The following is a 16,421-nucleotide window of genomic DNA, read 5'->3' on the forward strand; positions in this document are numbered from 1 at the left end:
TGACAACTACGGCAGTGTAAAGCGAGGCGAGAAACGAAGCTCACAGAAAACAAAAGAGCCTGCACGGGGCAGGCTCTTGGCAATATCAGATCGGGCGTGATCAGGCAGCTTCGGCAGCCATCTCGGTCGGACGCACCATCACGCCAACTACGCAGGCCAGCAGGGTCGGCATCAGCCAGGCGAGACCCTTGTCGAACAGCGGCAGGAAGGCAAACGCATCCATCTTCATACCGGCAGCACCCAGACCATCCAGGCAACCAAACAGGAAGGCAACCATCAACACGCCACGGAACACCAGACGGGGGCGGCCGAAGTAACCCTTCAGGAAGGTGACCAGCACCAGCGCCACGGCAACCGGATAGATGGCAACCAGCACCGGAATGGAGAGGCTGATCAACTGGCTCAGGCCCACGTTGGCCACCACGGCACAGATAACGCCCAGCAACACCACCAGCTTCTTGTAAGCCATGCCGGTCAGATTGTGGAAGAAATCGGAACAGGCAGAGATCAGACCGACTGCAGTGGTAAAGCACGCCAGAGTGATGATGGCCGCCAGAATGAACTGACCCGGCTGACCAAACAGGCTCAGTACGTAGGCGTTGACGATGGCGCCACCATTGCTGACATCGGTCGCCACACCGGCTGCAGTGTTACCCAGCTGGAACAGGGAGACGTACACCACGCTCAGACCAACGGCAGAGATGAGGCCGGCAATGGCCAGATACTTGAACTGGCTCTTGTAATCGTTGATGCCTTTCTGGCGCAGCAGATCGACGATCAGAGCGCCAAACATCAGGGACGCCAGGGTGTCCATGGTGTTGTAGCCTTCCAGGATCCCTTTCACGAAGGGGCTGTTCTGATAGTCACCGGACGCATCAGGCATGGAGCCTTGCGGCGCAACAAATACTCCGATCGCCAGAGTCAGCAGCAGCAGCATCAGTACCGGAGTCAGGTATTTGCCGATGGCGTCCATCAGCTTGCCCTGGTTCATGGAGACCAGAATGGCCACACCAAAGAAGATCACGGTATAGGCAGCAAGACCCGCCTGCCCCATATCGCCGATAAACGGCTTGAGGCCCATTTCATAGGCAACCAGACCGGTACGGGGCGCGGCAAAGGCCGGGCCTATGATGATGTAGATGGCAACGGCCAGCGCAGTCGCGACACCGGCAGGCAGCAGCTTGGTCATGCCAGCCCAACCGTTACCGGCTTTCGCCACGGCCAGAATGGTCACCAGAGGCAGGCCCACGGCAGTGACCAGGAAGCCAAACATCGCCAGGGAGAGGTGCTCACCAGCCATGTAACCGGCCAACGGCGGGAAAATGATGTTACCGGCGCCCAGATAGAAGGCGAAGGTCATAAACCCTAATCCGAGTACGTCGGACAATGTGAGTGATTTCGTCAAGTTCAACCTCGTCTGTCTTGTAAATTATTGCTTGTTATAGTTTTTATCGGTCGCTGACCGGGTGTGTTCAGGGGGTATAAAAAAAGAGCCCCGCATGTTTTTTCATCGCAACCAGTGGTTTTAGCTGGTCTGGAGCGGGCGCTCGATCTGGAACCAGCATAATGGCGTGAAAAAATAGTTCAAGACGAAATTTACATCTTCAAATAGAAGGGGTTGGTCAGTTGGATATATCTGTCGGAATAGGCCCCATCAGCAGAATGGATCACAATTTCACCCCTCTCACACCTGTTTAATCCTCTGCCAAGTAGCAATAAAACACGATTTGCCTCTTTACCCTCTCTGGTGATAACAGCTGTATAACAAATGCCATGCAGATCATAATTCGCCGAAATGCATAAAATTTCATCGGCCATCGCCGTCGGCAGCACCAGCGCCACCTGCCCGTTCGGGCTCAGCAAACGATCGCAGGCCGCCAGTAATGCGTGGCTGTCGAGGGTACCGGTATGGCGGGCCAACGCCCGCGCCGGATCGCTAAATGACTGGCCTGCCACGAAATAGGGAGGGTTGGAGACGACAAGATCGTAAGGGGCGGCCTGATAATCCTGAATGGCACTCTCTATGACGGTCACCCGATCGGCCCAGGGAGAGGCAGCCGCATTCTCCCGCGCCTGACTAGCCGCATTAATATCCAGCTCGACCGCATCAAGACGGCAGTCAGATCTGCTGCGCTGGGCCAGCATCAGGGCGATCAGGCCGCTGCCGGTGCCGATATCGAGCACTCGACGCGCCTGTTCGACCGGCGCCCAGGCACCGAGCAAAATGCCATCGGTACCCACCTTCATGGCGCAGCGATCGTGATTGATATGGAACTGTTTGAAGGTAAATCCGCGACTACGTCCCATCTGGCCCCCGTCATCTGCAAAAATGGTGGGCGATTATAGCGGCTAAGACACACTCACCAATAGGAGCCGACGAGATAATCGCCTATAATCTGCCGTTTCCTTAATGACCGAGTATTGCCATGAGCCAGTCCTTTGATGATTTCGACCTGCACCCCGCCCTCAACCGGGCCTTGGCCGAGATGGGATTCACCCGCCCCACCACCATCCAGCAGATGGTGCTGGAGCCAGCCCTGGACGGCCGCGATATTCTGGCATCCGCTCCGACCGGTACCGGCAAGACTGCCTCCTTCCTGCTGCCAGCACTCCAGCACCTGCTGGACTTCCCGCGCCGCAAGCCCGGCCCCTGCCGCATGCTGATCCTGACCCCGACCCGCGAGCTGGCGCTGCAGGTGACCGCCCATGCCAAGGCGCTGGCGGCTCACACCAACCTCAGCATCGAGACCATCATCGGCGGCGTCAGCCATGAAGAGCAACTGCCAGCCCTGACCAAGACCACCGACATTGTCGTGGCCACCCCGGGTCGTCTGCTCGAATACATCGAGAAAGAGGAGTTCGAGAGCCACGACATCGAAGTGCTGGTGCTGGATGAAGCGGATCGCATGCTGGACATGGGCTTTATCAAGGATGTGAACCGCATCGTGGAAGAGGCGCGCTACCGCAAGCACACCATGCTCTTCTCCGCCACCCTGGAAGGGGCCGGCCTTGAGAAGTTCGCCAACGAGATCCTCAAGGATCCGGTGGAGCTGCACGCCGAGCCGCCCCGCAGCGAACGTCGCCCCATCACCCAGTGGATCCATCTGGCCGATGACGCCGCCCACAAGCTGGCGCTGCTGACCCATATCCTGAAAGATCCGGAAACCCAGAAAGCCATCATCTTCGTCAAGACCCGCGAGCGTCTGGCGGAGCTCTCCGGCCAGCTGCAGGCTGCAGGTATCTCCTGCGCCTGGATCCGTGGCGAGATGGAGCAGAGCAAGCGTATCGAGTCGATCCGCAAGTTCCACGAAGGGGAAGTGCCCTTCCTGATCGCCACCGACGTCGCCGCACGCGGCATCGACCTGCCGAACGTCAGCCATGTCATCAACTACGACATGCCCTACGGCGCCGATGTCTACGTCCACCGGATTGGCCGTACCGGCCGCGCCGGCAACCGTGGCTGTGCCATTAGTCTGGTAGAAGCCCACGACATGGCGATGGTCGCCAAAATCGAACGCTACACCGAGGAGCGCCTCAAGCGCCGGGTGATCGACGAGCTGCGCCCGAAACACAAAGAAGCGCGGGTACCGGTGAAGAAGAAAAAGCCGGTCGACAAGAAGAAGTCCGCCAAGAAGAAAAAGAAGAAGTGATCGCCTGGCGATAAAGAGAAGGGCCATCCCGCGGGATGGCCCTTCTGCATTCTGAATCACGCTGACGAGTGGTTATGCCACCACTCTGCGCATCCCCATATGGGGGATATCATCTTCGAGATAGCCTTCCCCTTCCGCCACAAAACCGTGTTGGCCATAGAAGCCTTGCAGATGGGCCTGCGCCCCCAGCCAAATGCTGTGGGTCGGCCAGAGCGCCTCGCACGCCTTGACCGCCTCGCTGATCAGCTTATGACCGAGACCGCCGCCGCGCGCCTTGGGTGAGGTCACCACCCGACCGATGGCGGCGCCGCTCTCGTCGCTGATGCCGGGCGCCATGATCCGCGTATAGGCGGCCAGCAGCTCGCCCTGATAGCCGAGCAGGTGCCAGACCCCTTCGCGGCGATCGAGCCCGTCCAGATCCTGAAAGGGACAGGTCTGCTCCACCACGAATACCTCGGCCCGCAGCGCCAGCAACTCATACAACTCGTCAGTGGTCAGTTCAGACCAGGGTTTCAGGATCCAGTTCATCGGCAACTCCTTATCAGTTCGGCCTGCCAGCATAATCGTGGCGCCAGCGCCCCGCATTAACCTTTGTTAAGTTCTTTCAGCCGTTTGCGAATGCGGCTCAGACTGATGGGAGTGATACCGAGATAGGCGGCGATCTGGTGATCCGGCACTCTGGCATCAAGCGCGGGAAAGCTGTCGAGAAAGTGCTGATAGCGCGCCTGCGGGCTGCCGGTCAGCAGCAACTGCTCCTTCTCCTCCTTGATGCGCAGCTGCACCTCCAGCAGGTGCTGGTACCAGCGCGGCCAGCCGGGCAGCTGGCGCAGGTCGGCCAGACTGAACAGCTGCAGACGACAGGGCTCCAGCGCCTCCACGCTGTAGCGGGCCGGCTCGCCACTGAGCAGGTGGTGAAAGTCGAGAAACTCGTCCCCCTCCCAATAGAACTCCTTGATGTACTCGCGGCCATCCTCCAGCACCAGCTTGGCCCGCAGCAGCCCCTGCTCCACCCTGACCAGCAGATCCGGGCTGTCACCAGCGTGCCAGAGGCAGCTTTTCGGGCTGAGGGTCAGCGGGCGGGCAAAAGAGAGGAGGCGCGCGGCCTCCTCTCTATCTGCGACCTGCGCCCAATCGAAGGGGGGTCTGTCAGTCAGCATGATTAACCGCGACGCTGACGCACGGCTTCAAACAGGCAGACGCCGGTTGCCACCGAGACGTTGAGGCTGGATACCGCCCCTGCCATCGGGATGCTCACCAGCTCGTCGCAATGTTCGCGGGTCAGGCGACGCATCCCTTTACCTTCAGCACCCATCACCAGCGCCATCGGGCCGATCAGTTTGGCCTGATAGAGGTCGTGATCGGCCTCGCCAGCGGTGCCGACAATCCAGACGCCGCGCTCTTGCAGCTCGCGCAGGGTGCGGGCCAGGTTGGTGACCTGAATAAGCGGCACCACTTCGGCCGCGCCACAGGCAACCTTGCGCACGATCGGGGTCAGGCCGGAGGCCTTGTCCCGCGGCACGATGACAGCATGAGCCCCGGCAGCATCGGCGCTGCGTAGGCAGGCACCGAGGTTGTGCGGGTCGGTCACGCCATCCAGCACCAGCAGGAAGGGCTGGTTCTGTTGTGCCGCCAACTCATCCAGCAGGCTGGCCAGATCGTGCTCTGCCAGCTTCGGCGCCTCTTTCACCCGGGCCATAATGCCCTGGTGATTGTTGCCTTCCGCTTTGTCATCAAGGGTCTTGCGGTTCACGCTCTGCACCTTGAGACCGAGAGATTCCAGCTCGGCCAGCAGGGGTTGCAGCCGGTCGTCGTCCCGCCCTTTCAGCGCCCATACCTCGATAAAGCGCTCGGGAGTGCGCTCCAGCAGCGCGGTGACAGCGTGAATGCCGTAGATCAGTTCTGTACTCATTTAGTGCTCTTGGCCTTATCGCGAGCCTTTTTGCTCGGTCGTCTGTTGCTCGGTTTGGCGCGGCCACCCTTGTCGGATTTGCCGTGATCCTTGCCCTCTTTACGTTTTTCGTGGCGCTGGGCGCTCTTGGCCTTCTCTTTCTTGATCTCGGCCTGTTTGCGCGCCATCTCTTTGGCGTTCTTGCCGGTGGCCTTGAGCGGCTCTTCCACCATCACGAAGTCGATCTTGCGATCATCCAGGTTCACGCCCATCACCTTTACCCGCACCTTGTCGCCCAGACGGTAGCGACGGCGGAAGTTCTCGCCAATCAGCTGCATGTGCAGGGGATCAAACTGGTAGTAGTCGTTGGTGAGGGTGCTGACGTGCACCAGACCATCGATGTGGATCTCCGCCAGACGCACGAAGAAGCCAAAGCCGGTGACGCTGGCGATAACGCCGTCAAACTCGTCACCCACGTGATCCAGCATGTACTCGCACTTGAGCCAGTCGGCCACGTCGCGGGTCGCATCGTCGGCACGGCGCTCAGTCATGGAACAGTGCTCGCCCATCGGGTCTACTTCTTCCAGCTGGTAGTGATAACCACCGCTCGGGGTCCACTTGTGGCGCAGATTGCCCTGCTGCTCCTTGGCAGTCTGGTACTTGATCGCCCGGTGCAGGATGAGGTCGGGATAGCGACGGATTGGCGAGGTGAAGTGCGCGTAGGACTTCAACGCCAGACCGAAGTGACCGATGTTGTCGGCCTGATAGATGGCCTGACGCATGGAGCGCAGCAGCATGGTGGAGAGCAGCTCCGCATCGGGGCGCCCCTCAAACTTGGCGGCCAGCTCGGCAAAGTCTTTCGGCTCGGGCTCGAGTCCGCCCTTGAGCTCCAGACCCAGTTCGGCCAGAAAATCGCGGAAACCGGTCAGACGCTCTTCGCCCGGACGGTCGTGCACCCGGAACAGGGCGGCGGCTTCGTTCTTCTCGATATAACGGGCAGCAGCCACGTTCGCCTGGATCATGCACTCTTCGATGATCTTGTGGGCATCGTTGCGCACCAGTGGCACGATGCGGTCGATCTTGCGCTGGGCGTTGAAGATGAAGCGGGTCTCCTCGCTCTCGAACTCCACCGCGCCACGCTGATGGCGGGCATGCTTGAGCGCCTTGTAGAGGTTGTTCAGCTCTTCGATGTGGCCCACCAGCGGATCATACTGCTGGCGCAGCTTGGGATCGCCATCGAGGATCGCGGCAACCTTGGTGTAGGTCAGACGGGCGTGAGAGTTCATTACCGCTTCGTAGAACTTGTAGCCGGACATGCGACCAGCGGCGGAGATGGTCATCTCGCACACCATGCAGAGGCGGTCAACTTGCGGGTTCAGGGAACACAAGCCGTTGGAAAGCACCTCCGGCAGCATGGGCACCACGAACTCGGGGAAGTAGACGGAGTTGCCGCGCTGATACGCTTCGGCATCCAGCGCCGTGCCGGGCTTCACGTAGGCGGAGACGTCCGCAATCGCGACCCACAGGCGCCAGCCGCCACCGCGTTTGGCTTCACAGAAGACGGCGTCATCGAAGTCACGGGCATCTTCCCCGTCGATGGTCACCAGCGGCAGGGCGCGCAGGTCGATGCGGCCCTCTTTGGCTTTCTCCGGCACCTGCTCGCCAAGACCGGCAACCTCTTTGGTCACCTCTTCCGGCCAGGTGTGCGGGATACCGTGGGTACGCAGGGCAATTTCGATCTCCATGCCCGGCGCCATGTTCTCGCCCAGCACTTCCAGTACGGTGCCGACGGCATTGATGCGGGAGGTGGCGCGCTGGTTAATGCGCACAACCACGACCTGGCTCTGGCGAGCCCCTTTGTTCTCCCCTTCCGGGATGATGATGTCCTGGCCGATACGGCTGTCATCCGGCACCACGAAACCTACGCCATTCTCGACGAAGTAACGGCCGACAATGTCTGCCTCACGGGACTTGAGCAGGCGCACCAGACGCGCTTCCTGACGACCCTTGCGGTCGATCTCGGTCGGTTGCACCAGCACGTAATCGCCATGCATCAGGCGTTGCATCTCTCGGTTGTTCAGATACAGATCCGGACCACCACCTTCCGGACGCAGAAAACCGAAGCCATCCTTGTGGCCGATTACATAACCTTTGACCAGATTCAGGCGATCCGGCAGGGCATAACATTGGTTGCGAGTGAATACCAGTTGTCCATCACGCTCCATGGCGCGCAGACGACGACGCAAGGCTTCCAACGGCTCTTCATCTTTCAGCTTGAGGACCTTGGACAACTCTTCACGGGACATGGGCTTTTCATGGCCCTTGATGAGTTCCAGGATCAACTCGCGACTGGCGATGGGGTTATCGTATTTTTCGGCCTCGCGTTCGAGGAAAGGATCTTTTTGAGACATAAGCAGGCCTTAGGGTAGGTGGTAACGGTGCCATTATATCGGAGGGGGGGGCGAATGGCATCCATCGGCTGCCTTTTGGCCAATCTCTCTGTCATACTATCTTCAGTTCGCTGGCATGATGAGACACAGAACTCATGAGTAAGGACACATTTGCCCAATCCGCCGCCTATCTCAAACAGGCGGTTCCCTTGATGATCAAGTACCAGATCCCCACGACGCCGGACAATTACCACCTGTGGTACAACTATGTCTCGGCCAGCATGCCCGAGCTCAACCAGGCGATTGATCAGGCAGTCAAAATGCAGGGAACCTGCTCGCTCACCACCTGCGAGCGGCTCTATCACCAGTATCTGGCCGCTCAGGACGAGAAGCAGATGGAGGCAATGAAACTGAGCCTCGCCGCCATGGCCAACGAGCTCGGCCACTCCATGCAGGACGCCATCTCCGATACCGGCATGTTTCAGGAGATGCTCGACAAGAGTTTTGACAAGCTCAGCCGCATTGATGACGAGGGCTTCAGCCTGGAAGACACCATGGGGATCCTGCGGGAGCTGGTGCGCGAATCGCGGGATGTGCGCATGTCCACCATGCACTTTCGCAACCAGCTCAGCAATGCGGAGAAAGAGATCAAGGAGCTGCGGGCGGCGCTCAACGAGACACGCAAACTGGCCAACGAGGATGCCCTCACCAACCTGCTCAACCGCCGCGCCTTCGATCTGGAGCTGGAGGGGTTGATCCGCAGCCAGCACCCCTTCTCGCTGATCCTCGCCGATATCGATCGCTTCAAGAACTTCAACGACGAATATGGGCACCTGCTCGGCGATCAGGTACTGCGCGCCTTCAGTAAACGGCTGCGCGATGCCTGCAAGGAGGGGGTCACCGCCTATCGGCTGGGTGGGGAGGAGTTCGCCATGCTGGTCCCCCATCGCTCGCTGGCGCTGGCCAGACAGATGGCGGAGAGCATGCGCCGCGCCATCGAGCGGATGTCGATTCTGGATCGCAAATCGGGCCGCCGCATCGACCACATCACAGCCTCGTTTGGCGTGGGTGAGTTCAACGGTCAGGAGAGCGCAGACTGTCTGGTCGAACGTACCGACAAGCTGCTCTACAAGGCCAAGGAGCTGGGGCGCAACCGGGTGATGCCGCTCCCTTCCTGATTTAGTCCCCTGCCCGACCGCAATGCCAATGTAAAAAGCCAGTCAGATCAACTGACTGGCTTTTTGGTCTCTCTTGCTCCGACAGGGGCTGTTCATTCCAGCCCCAGTGGAACTCTGCTCAGTGTGAAGGATTACTCCTGCACCTCGCTGACACCTTCGACTTTCACATCAACACGACGATCCGGAGCCAGACAGACGATCAGCTCACGCTTGGACTTGCTGACGCAGCTGTCGCCGGTAACGGGTGAGGATTTACCACGCCCTTCCACATTGATCTTGGCGGCCGGGATCCCTTTACCAACCAGATAGTTGGCAACGGTCTGGGCACGCTGTTCGGAGAGCTTCTGGTTGTAGGCATCGGAACCAATACGGTCGGTGTGACCAATTACGGTTGCCACGCCATCTTTGGGTCGTGCTTCTTCAATCTGGCTATAGAGGCTATCCAGTGCCTGACTGGCCTCTGGCTTGAGGGTCGCCTTGTTGAAGTCAAACAGCACATCGGAGCTCAGGGTGAACTGCTTCTCAACCATCACAGGTGCAGGAGCAGGTTCCGGAGCCGGGGCGGACGCCACAGGGGCAACCTGACCAAAGCGATAAACCGCTGCCAGTGAGAGCAGGCCGTTATCCATTCTCAGACCGGTATCATCGCGGCTGCCATACGGGGTGGTGTACTGGTACTCCAGGCGAGCGGCCCAGTCGAGATTGAACGCATACTCGGCACCCAGTGCACCGACCATGACAAAGCGGCTGTCATCTTTGTAGACATCGCTCTTGGTATCAGCCCAGCCATAACCGCCACCGACACGACCATACAGATCAAGATTATCGGTAACCGGGAAACCCAGTTTCAGGGTCAGTTGAGCCAGCTGTGCTTTTACTTCATCACTGAAAGCGCCTGCCGCCGTAGTGGCATCGTATTTGTAATTGCCCAGATAGTCGTAACCCAGCTCCAGTCCCAGATTCTGGTTGATCTGATAACCGCCAAACACGCCTGCACCCAAGGCATCGTTGGTCTCATTGCCAAGGGTCAGGGCATTGCTTTCATCAATGCCGTAGAAGTTGGACCAACCCAGTTTGGCACCGCCATACCAGGTGTTGTCCTGACCGGCAGCCTGGGCATTGGCCGCCAGCAAGCCGGTAACCAGCAAGGTAATCAATGATTTTTTCATGTTTGAGCCTCTGCAACTTTATGTAGGAGGAGGTTGATTGATATCACCTCGTCTTATAGGTGCAACCACCCAAAAGCGATCGCAGCATATCAACGTTAGCCTATTTTCAAGTCACTGATATCAATTAACAAAAAACACTTTAACGCAACCACGTTACAAAAACAGCAACAAACGTTTGTTATTTGAACTGGATGTGACGCAAAAAGACGCACAGATGAGGGCAGATAGGAGAAAAAGGCCAGCAACATGCTGGCCCGAAGCGATATCAGTGACGAACAAACTCGTAGTGCTGATCGATAAAGTCAGCAACACGCTGGCTCAGTACCTTGTGCACCGTCTTGGTCGGATGCACCTGATCCCAGAACATATGCTCATCGCAGTTGAGAGTCGCTGCTCGCCCTTTTGCCTGCCCGCTCACCACCGCCTGCGCCAGGATCGGGTTACCGGCAATAGCCACTCTTTCGGAGAAACTTAAAGCCGGGGTCGCAGCCACCTCGGCGGCGCTGCCGGAGAATGGCTTCCACGTATAGCCGCCACCGTAGCAAGCGTGTTCTGTGTCACTCAGCCCGAACAGCTGGGGATCGCGCATCATCTCGTCAAACTGCTTGTCCACTTCGAACAGCTTCACGATGCCAAGGGGAGCCAGCTCGCGAGTGAGGTTCTGCAACTTCTGGTTGTGGTAGCTGGCCACATGACGCACCTTCTCCACCACCTTCATGCTGCGGGCTGACGGGGTCTGCCCCAGATCAGGAATGTTGAACAGCAGGATCTGCTGCGCGCCGTTGAGCACCAACCGGTTGGATGCCAGCCGGATGGTATCGATCACCAGATCCGCATCCCGCTCGGTGTTCCAGCCATAGGCCAGATAGTCGTTGGCACCGACCCAGATCACCACCAGATCATCGGGACGGAACTTGTCCTTTTTCAGGAACTGATCGATCTCGTAATCGAGGTTGTTGATCACCTGATATTTGGGATTCCAGGACCAGAAACCGAGCCAGCCATTCAGGGCTCCCAGATGGTTATAGGCCACCGCGGTTGCACCGCCTTCCGCCTCGTTGGCCACGACCAGACCGGGAAAACGCTCGTCACCCAACTGCTCCAGCCACACCGGGCCGTTGCTGAAGCGCCCGTTGAAGTAAGGTGGGCTGGAGGGGAGATACCCCCGCATCTTTTTGTACATCTTGCCGGTGTCGGAGAGGCTGTCACCAAACATCACAACCCGGGAAAAAGGTTGGCGTCCCTCTGCCGCTTGCGCGGTCAATGCCATTAACCCCAATAAACAAACAAGCCATTTTTTCATATTGTTATGCTCTTCGATTAAGCAGGTGAGACCTGCGGACTTCTCCTCGAGTGGCGACAGGCATGGGAAGAGTCTGCTGCCACTGACTTCTGGTGAAGGCGACAGATTACAGTTCCAGATGAAATCACACATGTTCCGCCACCGATGAAATCGCTTGCGCTCACAAAACAGACAATCACACCAGCCTATTTCTTTCACGCTTGTTTCACGCCCCCCCCGGCACAATGCCCTCATACCAACGACAGGAGTATGAAATGAACAAGGCAAGCGCAAGCGTAATCGGACTGTTGACCCTGATGTCTGTCTCCTCTTTTGCCATGGCGGCCTATACCGGCCCGCAGGAGCAGAACAAGGTTTCCGTTGCTCAACTGAAAGATCTGGCCGATGACAGCTGGGCCACCCTGGAAGGGAAACTGGTCAAGCACCTGGGCGGCGAGAACTATCTGTTCCGCGATGCCAGCGGTGAAGTGGAGGTCGAAGTGGATCAGGATGTGTGGCGTGGCACCGAAGTGGGCCCGGATGATCAGATCCGCATCCGTGGTGAAGTAGACCACAGCTGGAACAAGACCGAAGTGGAAGTCAAAACCCTGGAGAAAGTGGGCGCGGCTCCGCAGACCAAGGGCGGCTTTATCGCCAAATAAGGCCACTTCAACGACGAACTGGCCAGACGTTAAAAGGGCGCTTGATATCAAGCGCCCTTTTGCATGGTTAACGCAGCGTTACCGCTTAACCGGCCCGACTGGAAAAGGCTCTCTTGAACCCCTTCTCGGCCTGATTGACCTTGTAGAGGTAACGGCGCGCCTCCTCTTTGGGATGTTGCTCGGTCAACACCTGATAGACCGCCTCGGGGGAGAGCTGGTTGATCCGGCCCGGCGCCGCCTTGCGATCGCTGGAGAAGGTATTGAGCACCCCGCCCGCACCACCGTTATAGGCGGAGATCACCGCATAACGACGGGAGCGCGGATCCTCGATATCCGCCAGATAGACGGTCTGCAACAGGTGCAGATAGGCGGTACCGACATCGATGTTGTAGGCCGGGTTGAACAGCTCCTCCCGGGTCGGCTGGCCGTTCTTGCCCTTGACCCGCACATAGACGTCACGACCGGCAGTGGCAGGGATCACCTGCATCAGGCCATAAGCGTTGGCATGGCTCACTGCATAGGGGTTGAAGCTGCTCTCGGTCTTGATCACCGCATAGATCAGGCTCTCCGGCACGCCGTATTTGCGCGACGCCTCCCGGATGATCCCCGCATACTTGTAGCCACGTCGATCTTCATGGTTAGCCACCATGGGAATATCGACGAAGAAGATGGTGCGAATCCCCAGAGTGCGCTTCTTCATCGCCGTGTTGAGCAGGTAATCGGCATAACGCTCGGCGCGCCAGGAGGCGCGGATTGGCTGGCGCTGATTGTCCAGCACCTGACCGTAGAGGAAGGGCTCGCCGCCGGTCAGAATTTCCCGATCGGAGTAAAGATCCACTTCTGCCGGATCGTCCGGTGTCAGCAGGGTCTCGATGATGGCGCGACGCAGGTGAGCGCGGGGATCGATGCCCGAGACCGTCTCCACCATGATGTGACCGCTGGAGAAGTCGATGTGGGCTCGGCTCTTGTACTGATCCGTGTATTTTACGTAGTCAAACTTACCCGCAAACAGCGCCTCCCTCCCCCATATCTCGTTCACGTTATGGGAGAGCGCACTGATCATGTGTTCAAAACCGCGGATGTCCTTGCCGTTGACCAGATCGTCATCCTCACTCCCGCTGGGCTTGGGGGAGGATGAGCAGGCAGAGAGAAACAGCAGGGTGCACAGCAGCCAAAAAATTCGGCCCATAGGATCCTCAAACCGGGCAGCAGAGCTGCCCATCATTCATTTGCTGCGACTTCAGGAGCGGTCACGCCAGTGTGGTGCCATTCCCGCTCCGATTCACACGTACAACAGCCGGAGAGCTTACTGGGCCGGCGGGGTGTAACCTTCGATCTGCACTTCACCGGCATCAAACAGGTAGCTGACCATCTCTTTTTCCAGCAGTTGGCGATGCTCAAGATTCATCATGTTGAGCTTTTTCTCGTTGATCAGCATCACCTGCTTCTTCTGCCACTCGGCCCAGGCTTCCTTGCTGATGTTGTCAAAAATCCGCTTGCCGAGCTCACCGGGATAGAGTTGGAAATCCAGACCCGGGCCCTCTTTTTTCAGACGTTGGCAAAATACAGTACGGCTCATGTTGACCTCTATGGTTGTAACTCTGGATAGGCGAGCAGACGGGCCGTGGCGGCCGCCAGCCCCACCTCGGCAGGATGGCGTAAGTTATACCAGAGTCGGTTATCTGCTTCCATGAGCCGCAGCGGCTGCGCCTCATCAATGTCAATCAGCAGCGGCTGAATATCGAGATGGAAGTGGCTGAAGGTATGGCGAAAACCGGCCAGTTCACGATAACCGTGATGGCTCAGGCCGAGGGATGCCAGCAGACCATCCACCTCCGCCAGCGAGGCCACCTGCGGGAAGCAGTAAAGCCCACCCCAGATCCCCTGCGGCGGCCGCTTCTCCAGCAGCAGCTCATCACCATGCCGGATCAGCAGCATGATGCCATCGCGAGCCGGAATGCTCTTCTTCGGCTTGCTGTTGGGATAAGCGGTAGGCTTGCCTTGCGACAGCCCCTGGCAATCGGCCCGCACCGGACAGCGATCACAGGCAGGCTTGCTGCGGGTGCAGATTGTGGCCCCGATATCCATCATCGCCTGATTGTATTGCGCCACGCCCAGTTTGGGAGTGAGCCGGATGGCGATCTCCCACAGCTCGTTCTCCACCTGTTTTTGGCCGGGCCAGCCCTGCAGCGCCAGCCAGCGGGTGAGTACCCGCTTCACATTGCCATCAAGGATGGCGTGGGGCTGACCCAGAGAGAGCGACAACACGGCCCCGGCGGTAGAACGACCAATCCCCGGCAACGCCATCACCTCGTCAAAGCGCTCGGGAAAGAGACCATGGTGATGATCGCGGATCTGCTGGGCCGCCTTGTGCAGGTTGCGGGCCCGGGCGTAGTAGCCAAGCCCGGTCCAGTGGTGCAGCACCTCGTCGACAGGGGCATCGGCCAGCGCCACCACATCGGGGAAGCGTGCCATAAAACGCTGGTAGTAGGGGATCACGGTAGCGACTTGGGTCTGCTGCAGCATGATCTCCGAGACCCAGACCCGGTAAGGGGTCTTCTCCTGCTGCCAGGGCAAGGTTTTGCGGCCATGAAGCTCGTACCACTCCAGAACCCGGCTTGCGAAGGTTGATTGATTCACGTTGTTCTCATGTCGTTGATATATGGGGAACTCTGCGGTTCCTTCGGCTCATCTGGCCTGCGCGGGCATAAAGTCATCCCGCAGCACAGCGCCAGCTGTCTGGTGCGGCAGCGTAAGGCCTCGTCACGCCCAAGTCAAAGCCGCGCTGACTGGCGCTGCGGGCAGGTGGTGGTCAGGCAGCAAAGCGGTAACAAAGACGATATACTCGGCCCCACGATTGATGACGGGAGAGACGGTTTGCAGACTTATCTGGTTGGGGGCGCAGTGCGGGATCGCCTGCTGGGATTGCCGCAGGGCGACAGGGATCATCTGGTGGTCGGTGCCACCGTGGAACAGATGCTGGCGCTGGGTTTTACCCAGGTCGGTCGCGACTTTCCCGTGTTTCTTCACCCCAAAACCCAGCAGGAGTATGCCCTCGCCCGTACCGAACGCAAACAGGGTCAGGGCTACACCGGTTTTGTCTGCCACGCCGCCCCCGATGTGATGCTCGAGCAGGATCTGCTGCGCCGGGATCTCACCATCAACGCCATCGCCGAAGATGATCAGGGCCAGCTCCATGATCCCTACGGTGGCATTGAGGATTTGGAAAAACGGCTGCTGCGCCACGTCTCCCCTGCCTTTGCCGAAGATCCGCTGCGCATCCTGCGGGTCGCCCGCTTCGCCGCCCGCTTCCACGCTCAGGGCTTTACCATAGCGCCGGAAACCCTCGCCCTGATGAGCGAGATGACGGCCGCTGGCGAGCTGGCCCACCTCACGCCGGAGCGGGTCTGGAAGGAGCTGGAAAAAGTGCTGCTGGGGCCGACCCCGCAGATCTTTATCGAGGTGCTGCGCCAGTGCGGCGCCCTCAAGGCGCTGTTCCCAGAGATTGATGCGCTGTTTGGCGTCCCCGCCCCGGCCAAGTGGCACCCGGAGATCGACACCGGCATCCACACCCTGATGGTGCTGGAGCAGGCGTGCCGGATCTCCCCGGAATTGACCGTCCGCTTTGCCGCCCTCTGCCACGACCTTGGCAAGGGAGTGACCCCCAAGGAGTTCTGGCCAAGCCATCACGGTCACGGCCAGAAAGGGCTGCCGCTTATTCGCGCTCTGTGCGAGCGGTTCCGGGTACCAAATGAGTGCCGGGATCTGGCGCTGCTGGTGAGCGATCTGCACACCCACATCCATATCGCTTTTGAGCTCAAGCCCGCCACCCTGCTCAAGGTGTTCGACAAGGCTGATGCCTGGCGCCGCCCCGAGCGCTTTGCCCAGCTTCTTGATGCCTGCCGCGCCGACTTCCATGGCCGTACCGGTTTCGAGGAGCGGGTCTATGCCGAGCCGGACTATGTGGCCGAAGCGCTGGCTGCCGCCCAGGCGGTGCCGGTGAAAGAGATAGTGGCGGCCGGTTACAAAGGGGAAGAAATCAAGGAGCAGCTCGCCAAAAAGCGGACCGATGCCATCAGCCGGGTCAAGGATGAGTGGACCTTTATCGAAGAGTAACCTCGGCCCCATAACAGACGGCCGCCCTGATGATGAGCTCCGCAAGGAGAGCATCGCCAGGGCGGCCGTTTTGCATCCAAGTTTAT

General features: G+C 59.0%; 15 protein-coding genes. 4 read left to right on the plus strand and 11 right to left on the minus strand.

Annotated features, from left to right (window positions below):
- Window positions 1-100: 100 nt before the first annotated feature.
- Complete coding sequence (gene brnQ / locus AB5Y99_RS01535) at window positions 101-1,405, minus strand: branched-chain amino acid transport system II carrier protein (protein WP_005335813.1); 1,305 nt, start codon at window positions 1,403-1,405, stop codon at window positions 101-103.
- A gap of 191 nt (window positions 1,406-1,596) precedes the next feature.
- Window positions 1,597-2,307, minus strand: coding sequence for a tRNA1(Val) (adenine(37)-N6)-methyltransferase (locus AB5Y99_RS01540; protein WP_368208489.1), 711 nt, complete (start codon window positions 2,305-2,307; stop codon window positions 1,597-1,599).
- A 119-nt stretch (window positions 2,308-2,426) separates the two neighbouring features.
- On the opposite strand from AB5Y99_RS01540, the gene srmB reads away from it, so the two are divergent.
- Window positions 2,427-3,650: an ATP-dependent RNA helicase SrmB gene (gene srmB, locus AB5Y99_RS01545; RefSeq protein WP_005335816.1), complete on the plus strand. Its 1,224-nt coding sequence runs from the start codon at window positions 2,427-2,429 to the stop codon at window positions 3,648-3,650.
- Window positions 3,651-3,722: 72 nt separating this feature from the next.
- Here the strand turns inward: srmB and AB5Y99_RS01550 are convergent, their stop codons facing one another.
- From AB5Y99_RS01550 to rnr, 4 genes are read right to left on the minus strand one after another with little or no spacing between them, the layout of a single operon-like run.
- Window positions 3,723-4,178 carry a GNAT family N-acetyltransferase gene (locus tag AB5Y99_RS01550; RefSeq protein WP_368208491.1) on the minus strand — a complete coding sequence of 152 codons (456 nt, stop codon included), beginning with the start codon at window positions 4,176-4,178 and terminating at the stop codon, window positions 3,723-3,725.
- Between the two features lie 56 nt (window positions 4,179-4,234).
- Entirely contained in the window at window positions 4,235-4,807 is a 573-nt protein-coding gene (locus AB5Y99_RS01555; protein WP_005354833.1) for a Crp/Fnr family transcriptional regulator, read from the minus strand.
- Window positions 4,808-4,809: 2 nt separating this feature from the next.
- Window positions 4,810-5,559, minus strand: a complete 750-nt coding sequence (rlmB, locus tag AB5Y99_RS01560; RefSeq protein WP_368208492.1) for a 23S rRNA (guanosine(2251)-2'-O)-methyltransferase RlmB — start codon at window positions 5,557-5,559, stop codon at window positions 4,810-4,812.
- A complete protein-coding gene (gene rnr / locus AB5Y99_RS01565) occupies window positions 5,556-7,949 on the minus strand; it encodes a ribonuclease R (protein ID WP_247823489.1) in 2,394 nt (797 codons plus the stop codon). Before rnr ends, rlmB begins: the two co-directional genes overlap by 4 nt.
- 134 nt (window positions 7,950-8,083) lie before the next feature.
- On the opposite strand from rnr, the gene AB5Y99_RS01570 reads away from it, so the two are divergent.
- Window positions 8,084-9,106 (plus strand): GGDEF domain-containing protein, encoded by a 1,023-nt coding sequence (locus tag AB5Y99_RS01570; RefSeq protein ID WP_019445736.1) that lies wholly within the window; start codon window positions 8,084-8,086, stop codon window positions 9,104-9,106.
- Between the two features lie 131 nt (window positions 9,107-9,237).
- Here the strand turns inward: AB5Y99_RS01570 and ompA are convergent, their stop codons facing one another.
- A complete protein-coding gene (gene ompA, locus AB5Y99_RS01575) occupies window positions 9,238-10,275 on the minus strand; it encodes a porin OmpA (protein WP_368208494.1) in 1,038 nt (345 codons plus the stop codon).
- A gap of 265 nt (window positions 10,276-10,540) precedes the next feature.
- Window positions 10,541-11,578, minus strand: coding sequence for an SGNH/GDSL hydrolase family protein (locus AB5Y99_RS01580; RefSeq protein ID WP_368208496.1), 1,038 nt, complete (start codon window positions 11,576-11,578; stop codon window positions 10,541-10,543).
- A 254-nt stretch (window positions 11,579-11,832) separates the two neighbouring features.
- Here AB5Y99_RS01580 and AB5Y99_RS01585 point away from each other — a divergent pair, with 254 nt between their 5' ends.
- Window positions 11,833-12,219, plus strand: a complete 387-nt coding sequence (locus tag AB5Y99_RS01585; RefSeq protein ID WP_005335826.1) for a YgiW/YdeI family stress tolerance OB fold protein — start codon at window positions 11,833-11,835, stop codon at window positions 12,217-12,219.
- Window positions 12,220-12,304: 85 nt separating this feature from the next.
- On the opposite strand, the gene mltC is transcribed toward AB5Y99_RS01585, so the two are convergent.
- The 3 genes from mltC to mutY all read right to left on the minus strand — a co-directional run bounded on the left by mltC (window position 12,305) and on the right by mutY (window position 14,859).
- Window positions 12,305-13,408 (minus strand): membrane-bound lytic murein transglycosylase MltC, encoded by a 1,104-nt coding sequence (gene mltC / locus AB5Y99_RS01590; protein WP_368208497.1) that lies wholly within the window; start codon window positions 13,406-13,408, stop codon window positions 12,305-12,307.
- 117 nt (window positions 13,409-13,525) lie between these two features.
- Window positions 13,526-13,798: an oxidative damage protection protein gene (locus tag AB5Y99_RS01595; protein WP_005335828.1), complete on the minus strand. Its 273-nt coding sequence runs from the start codon at window positions 13,796-13,798 to the stop codon at window positions 13,526-13,528.
- Between the two features lie 8 nt (window positions 13,799-13,806).
- Window positions 13,807-14,859: an A/G-specific adenine glycosylase gene (gene mutY / locus AB5Y99_RS01600; protein WP_323924869.1), complete on the minus strand. Its 1,053-nt coding sequence runs from the start codon at window positions 14,857-14,859 to the stop codon at window positions 13,807-13,809.
- A gap of 237 nt (window positions 14,860-15,096) precedes the next feature.
- Here mutY and AB5Y99_RS01605 point away from each other — a divergent pair, with 237 nt between their 5' ends.
- The gene (locus AB5Y99_RS01605; protein ID WP_368208499.1) at window positions 15,097-16,335 is read left to right on the plus strand and encodes a multifunctional CCA addition/repair protein; all 1,239 of its coding nucleotides are present in this window, start codon (window positions 15,097-15,099) and stop codon (window positions 16,333-16,335) included.
- Window positions 16,336-16,421: the final 86 nt, after the last annotated feature.

This window comes from Aeromonas sp. R4-2, assembly GCF_040908295.1.
Lineage (GTDB): Bacteria > Pseudomonadota > Gammaproteobacteria > Enterobacterales > Aeromonadaceae > Aeromonas > Aeromonas veronii.

Coding starts and splice junctions, on each gene's coding strand:
- AB5Y99_RS01540 (WP_368208489.1), bottom strand. CDS start 2,307: ATGGGACGTAGTCGCGGATTTACCTTCAAACAGTTCCATATCAATCAC.
- srmB (WP_005335816.1), top strand. CDS start 2,427: ATGAGCCAGTCCTTTGATGATTTCGACCTGCACCCCGCCCTCAACCGG.
- AB5Y99_RS01550 (WP_368208491.1), bottom strand. CDS start 4,178: ATGAACTGGATCCTGAAACCCTGGTCTGAACTGACCACTGACGAGTTG.
- AB5Y99_RS01555 (WP_005354833.1), bottom strand. CDS start 4,807: ATGCTGACTGACAGACCCCCCTTCGATTGGGCGCAGGTCGCAGATAGA.
- rlmB (WP_368208492.1), bottom strand. CDS start 5,559: ATGAGTACAGAACTGATCTACGGCATTCACGCTGTCACCGCGCTGCTG.
- rnr (WP_247823489.1), bottom strand. CDS start 7,949: ATGTCTCAAAAAGATCCTTTCCTCGAACGCGAGGCCGAAAAATACGAT.
- AB5Y99_RS01570 (WP_019445736.1), top strand. CDS start 8,084: ATGAGTAAGGACACATTTGCCCAATCCGCCGCCTATCTCAAACAGGCG.
- ompA (WP_368208494.1), bottom strand. CDS start 10,275: ATGAAAAAATCATTGATTACCTTGCTGGTTACCGGCTTGCTGGCGGCC.
- AB5Y99_RS01580 (WP_368208496.1), bottom strand. CDS start 11,578: ATGAAAAAATGGCTTGTTTGTTTATTGGGGTTAATGGCATTGACCGCG.
- AB5Y99_RS01585 (WP_005335826.1), top strand. CDS start 11,833: ATGAACAAGGCAAGCGCAAGCGTAATCGGACTGTTGACCCTGATGTCT.
- mltC (WP_368208497.1), bottom strand. CDS start 13,408: ATGGGCCGAATTTTTTGGCTGCTGTGCACCCTGCTGTTTCTCTCTGCC.
- AB5Y99_RS01595 (WP_005335828.1), bottom strand. CDS start 13,798: ATGAGCCGTACTGTATTTTGCCAACGTCTGAAAAAAGAGGGCCCGGGT.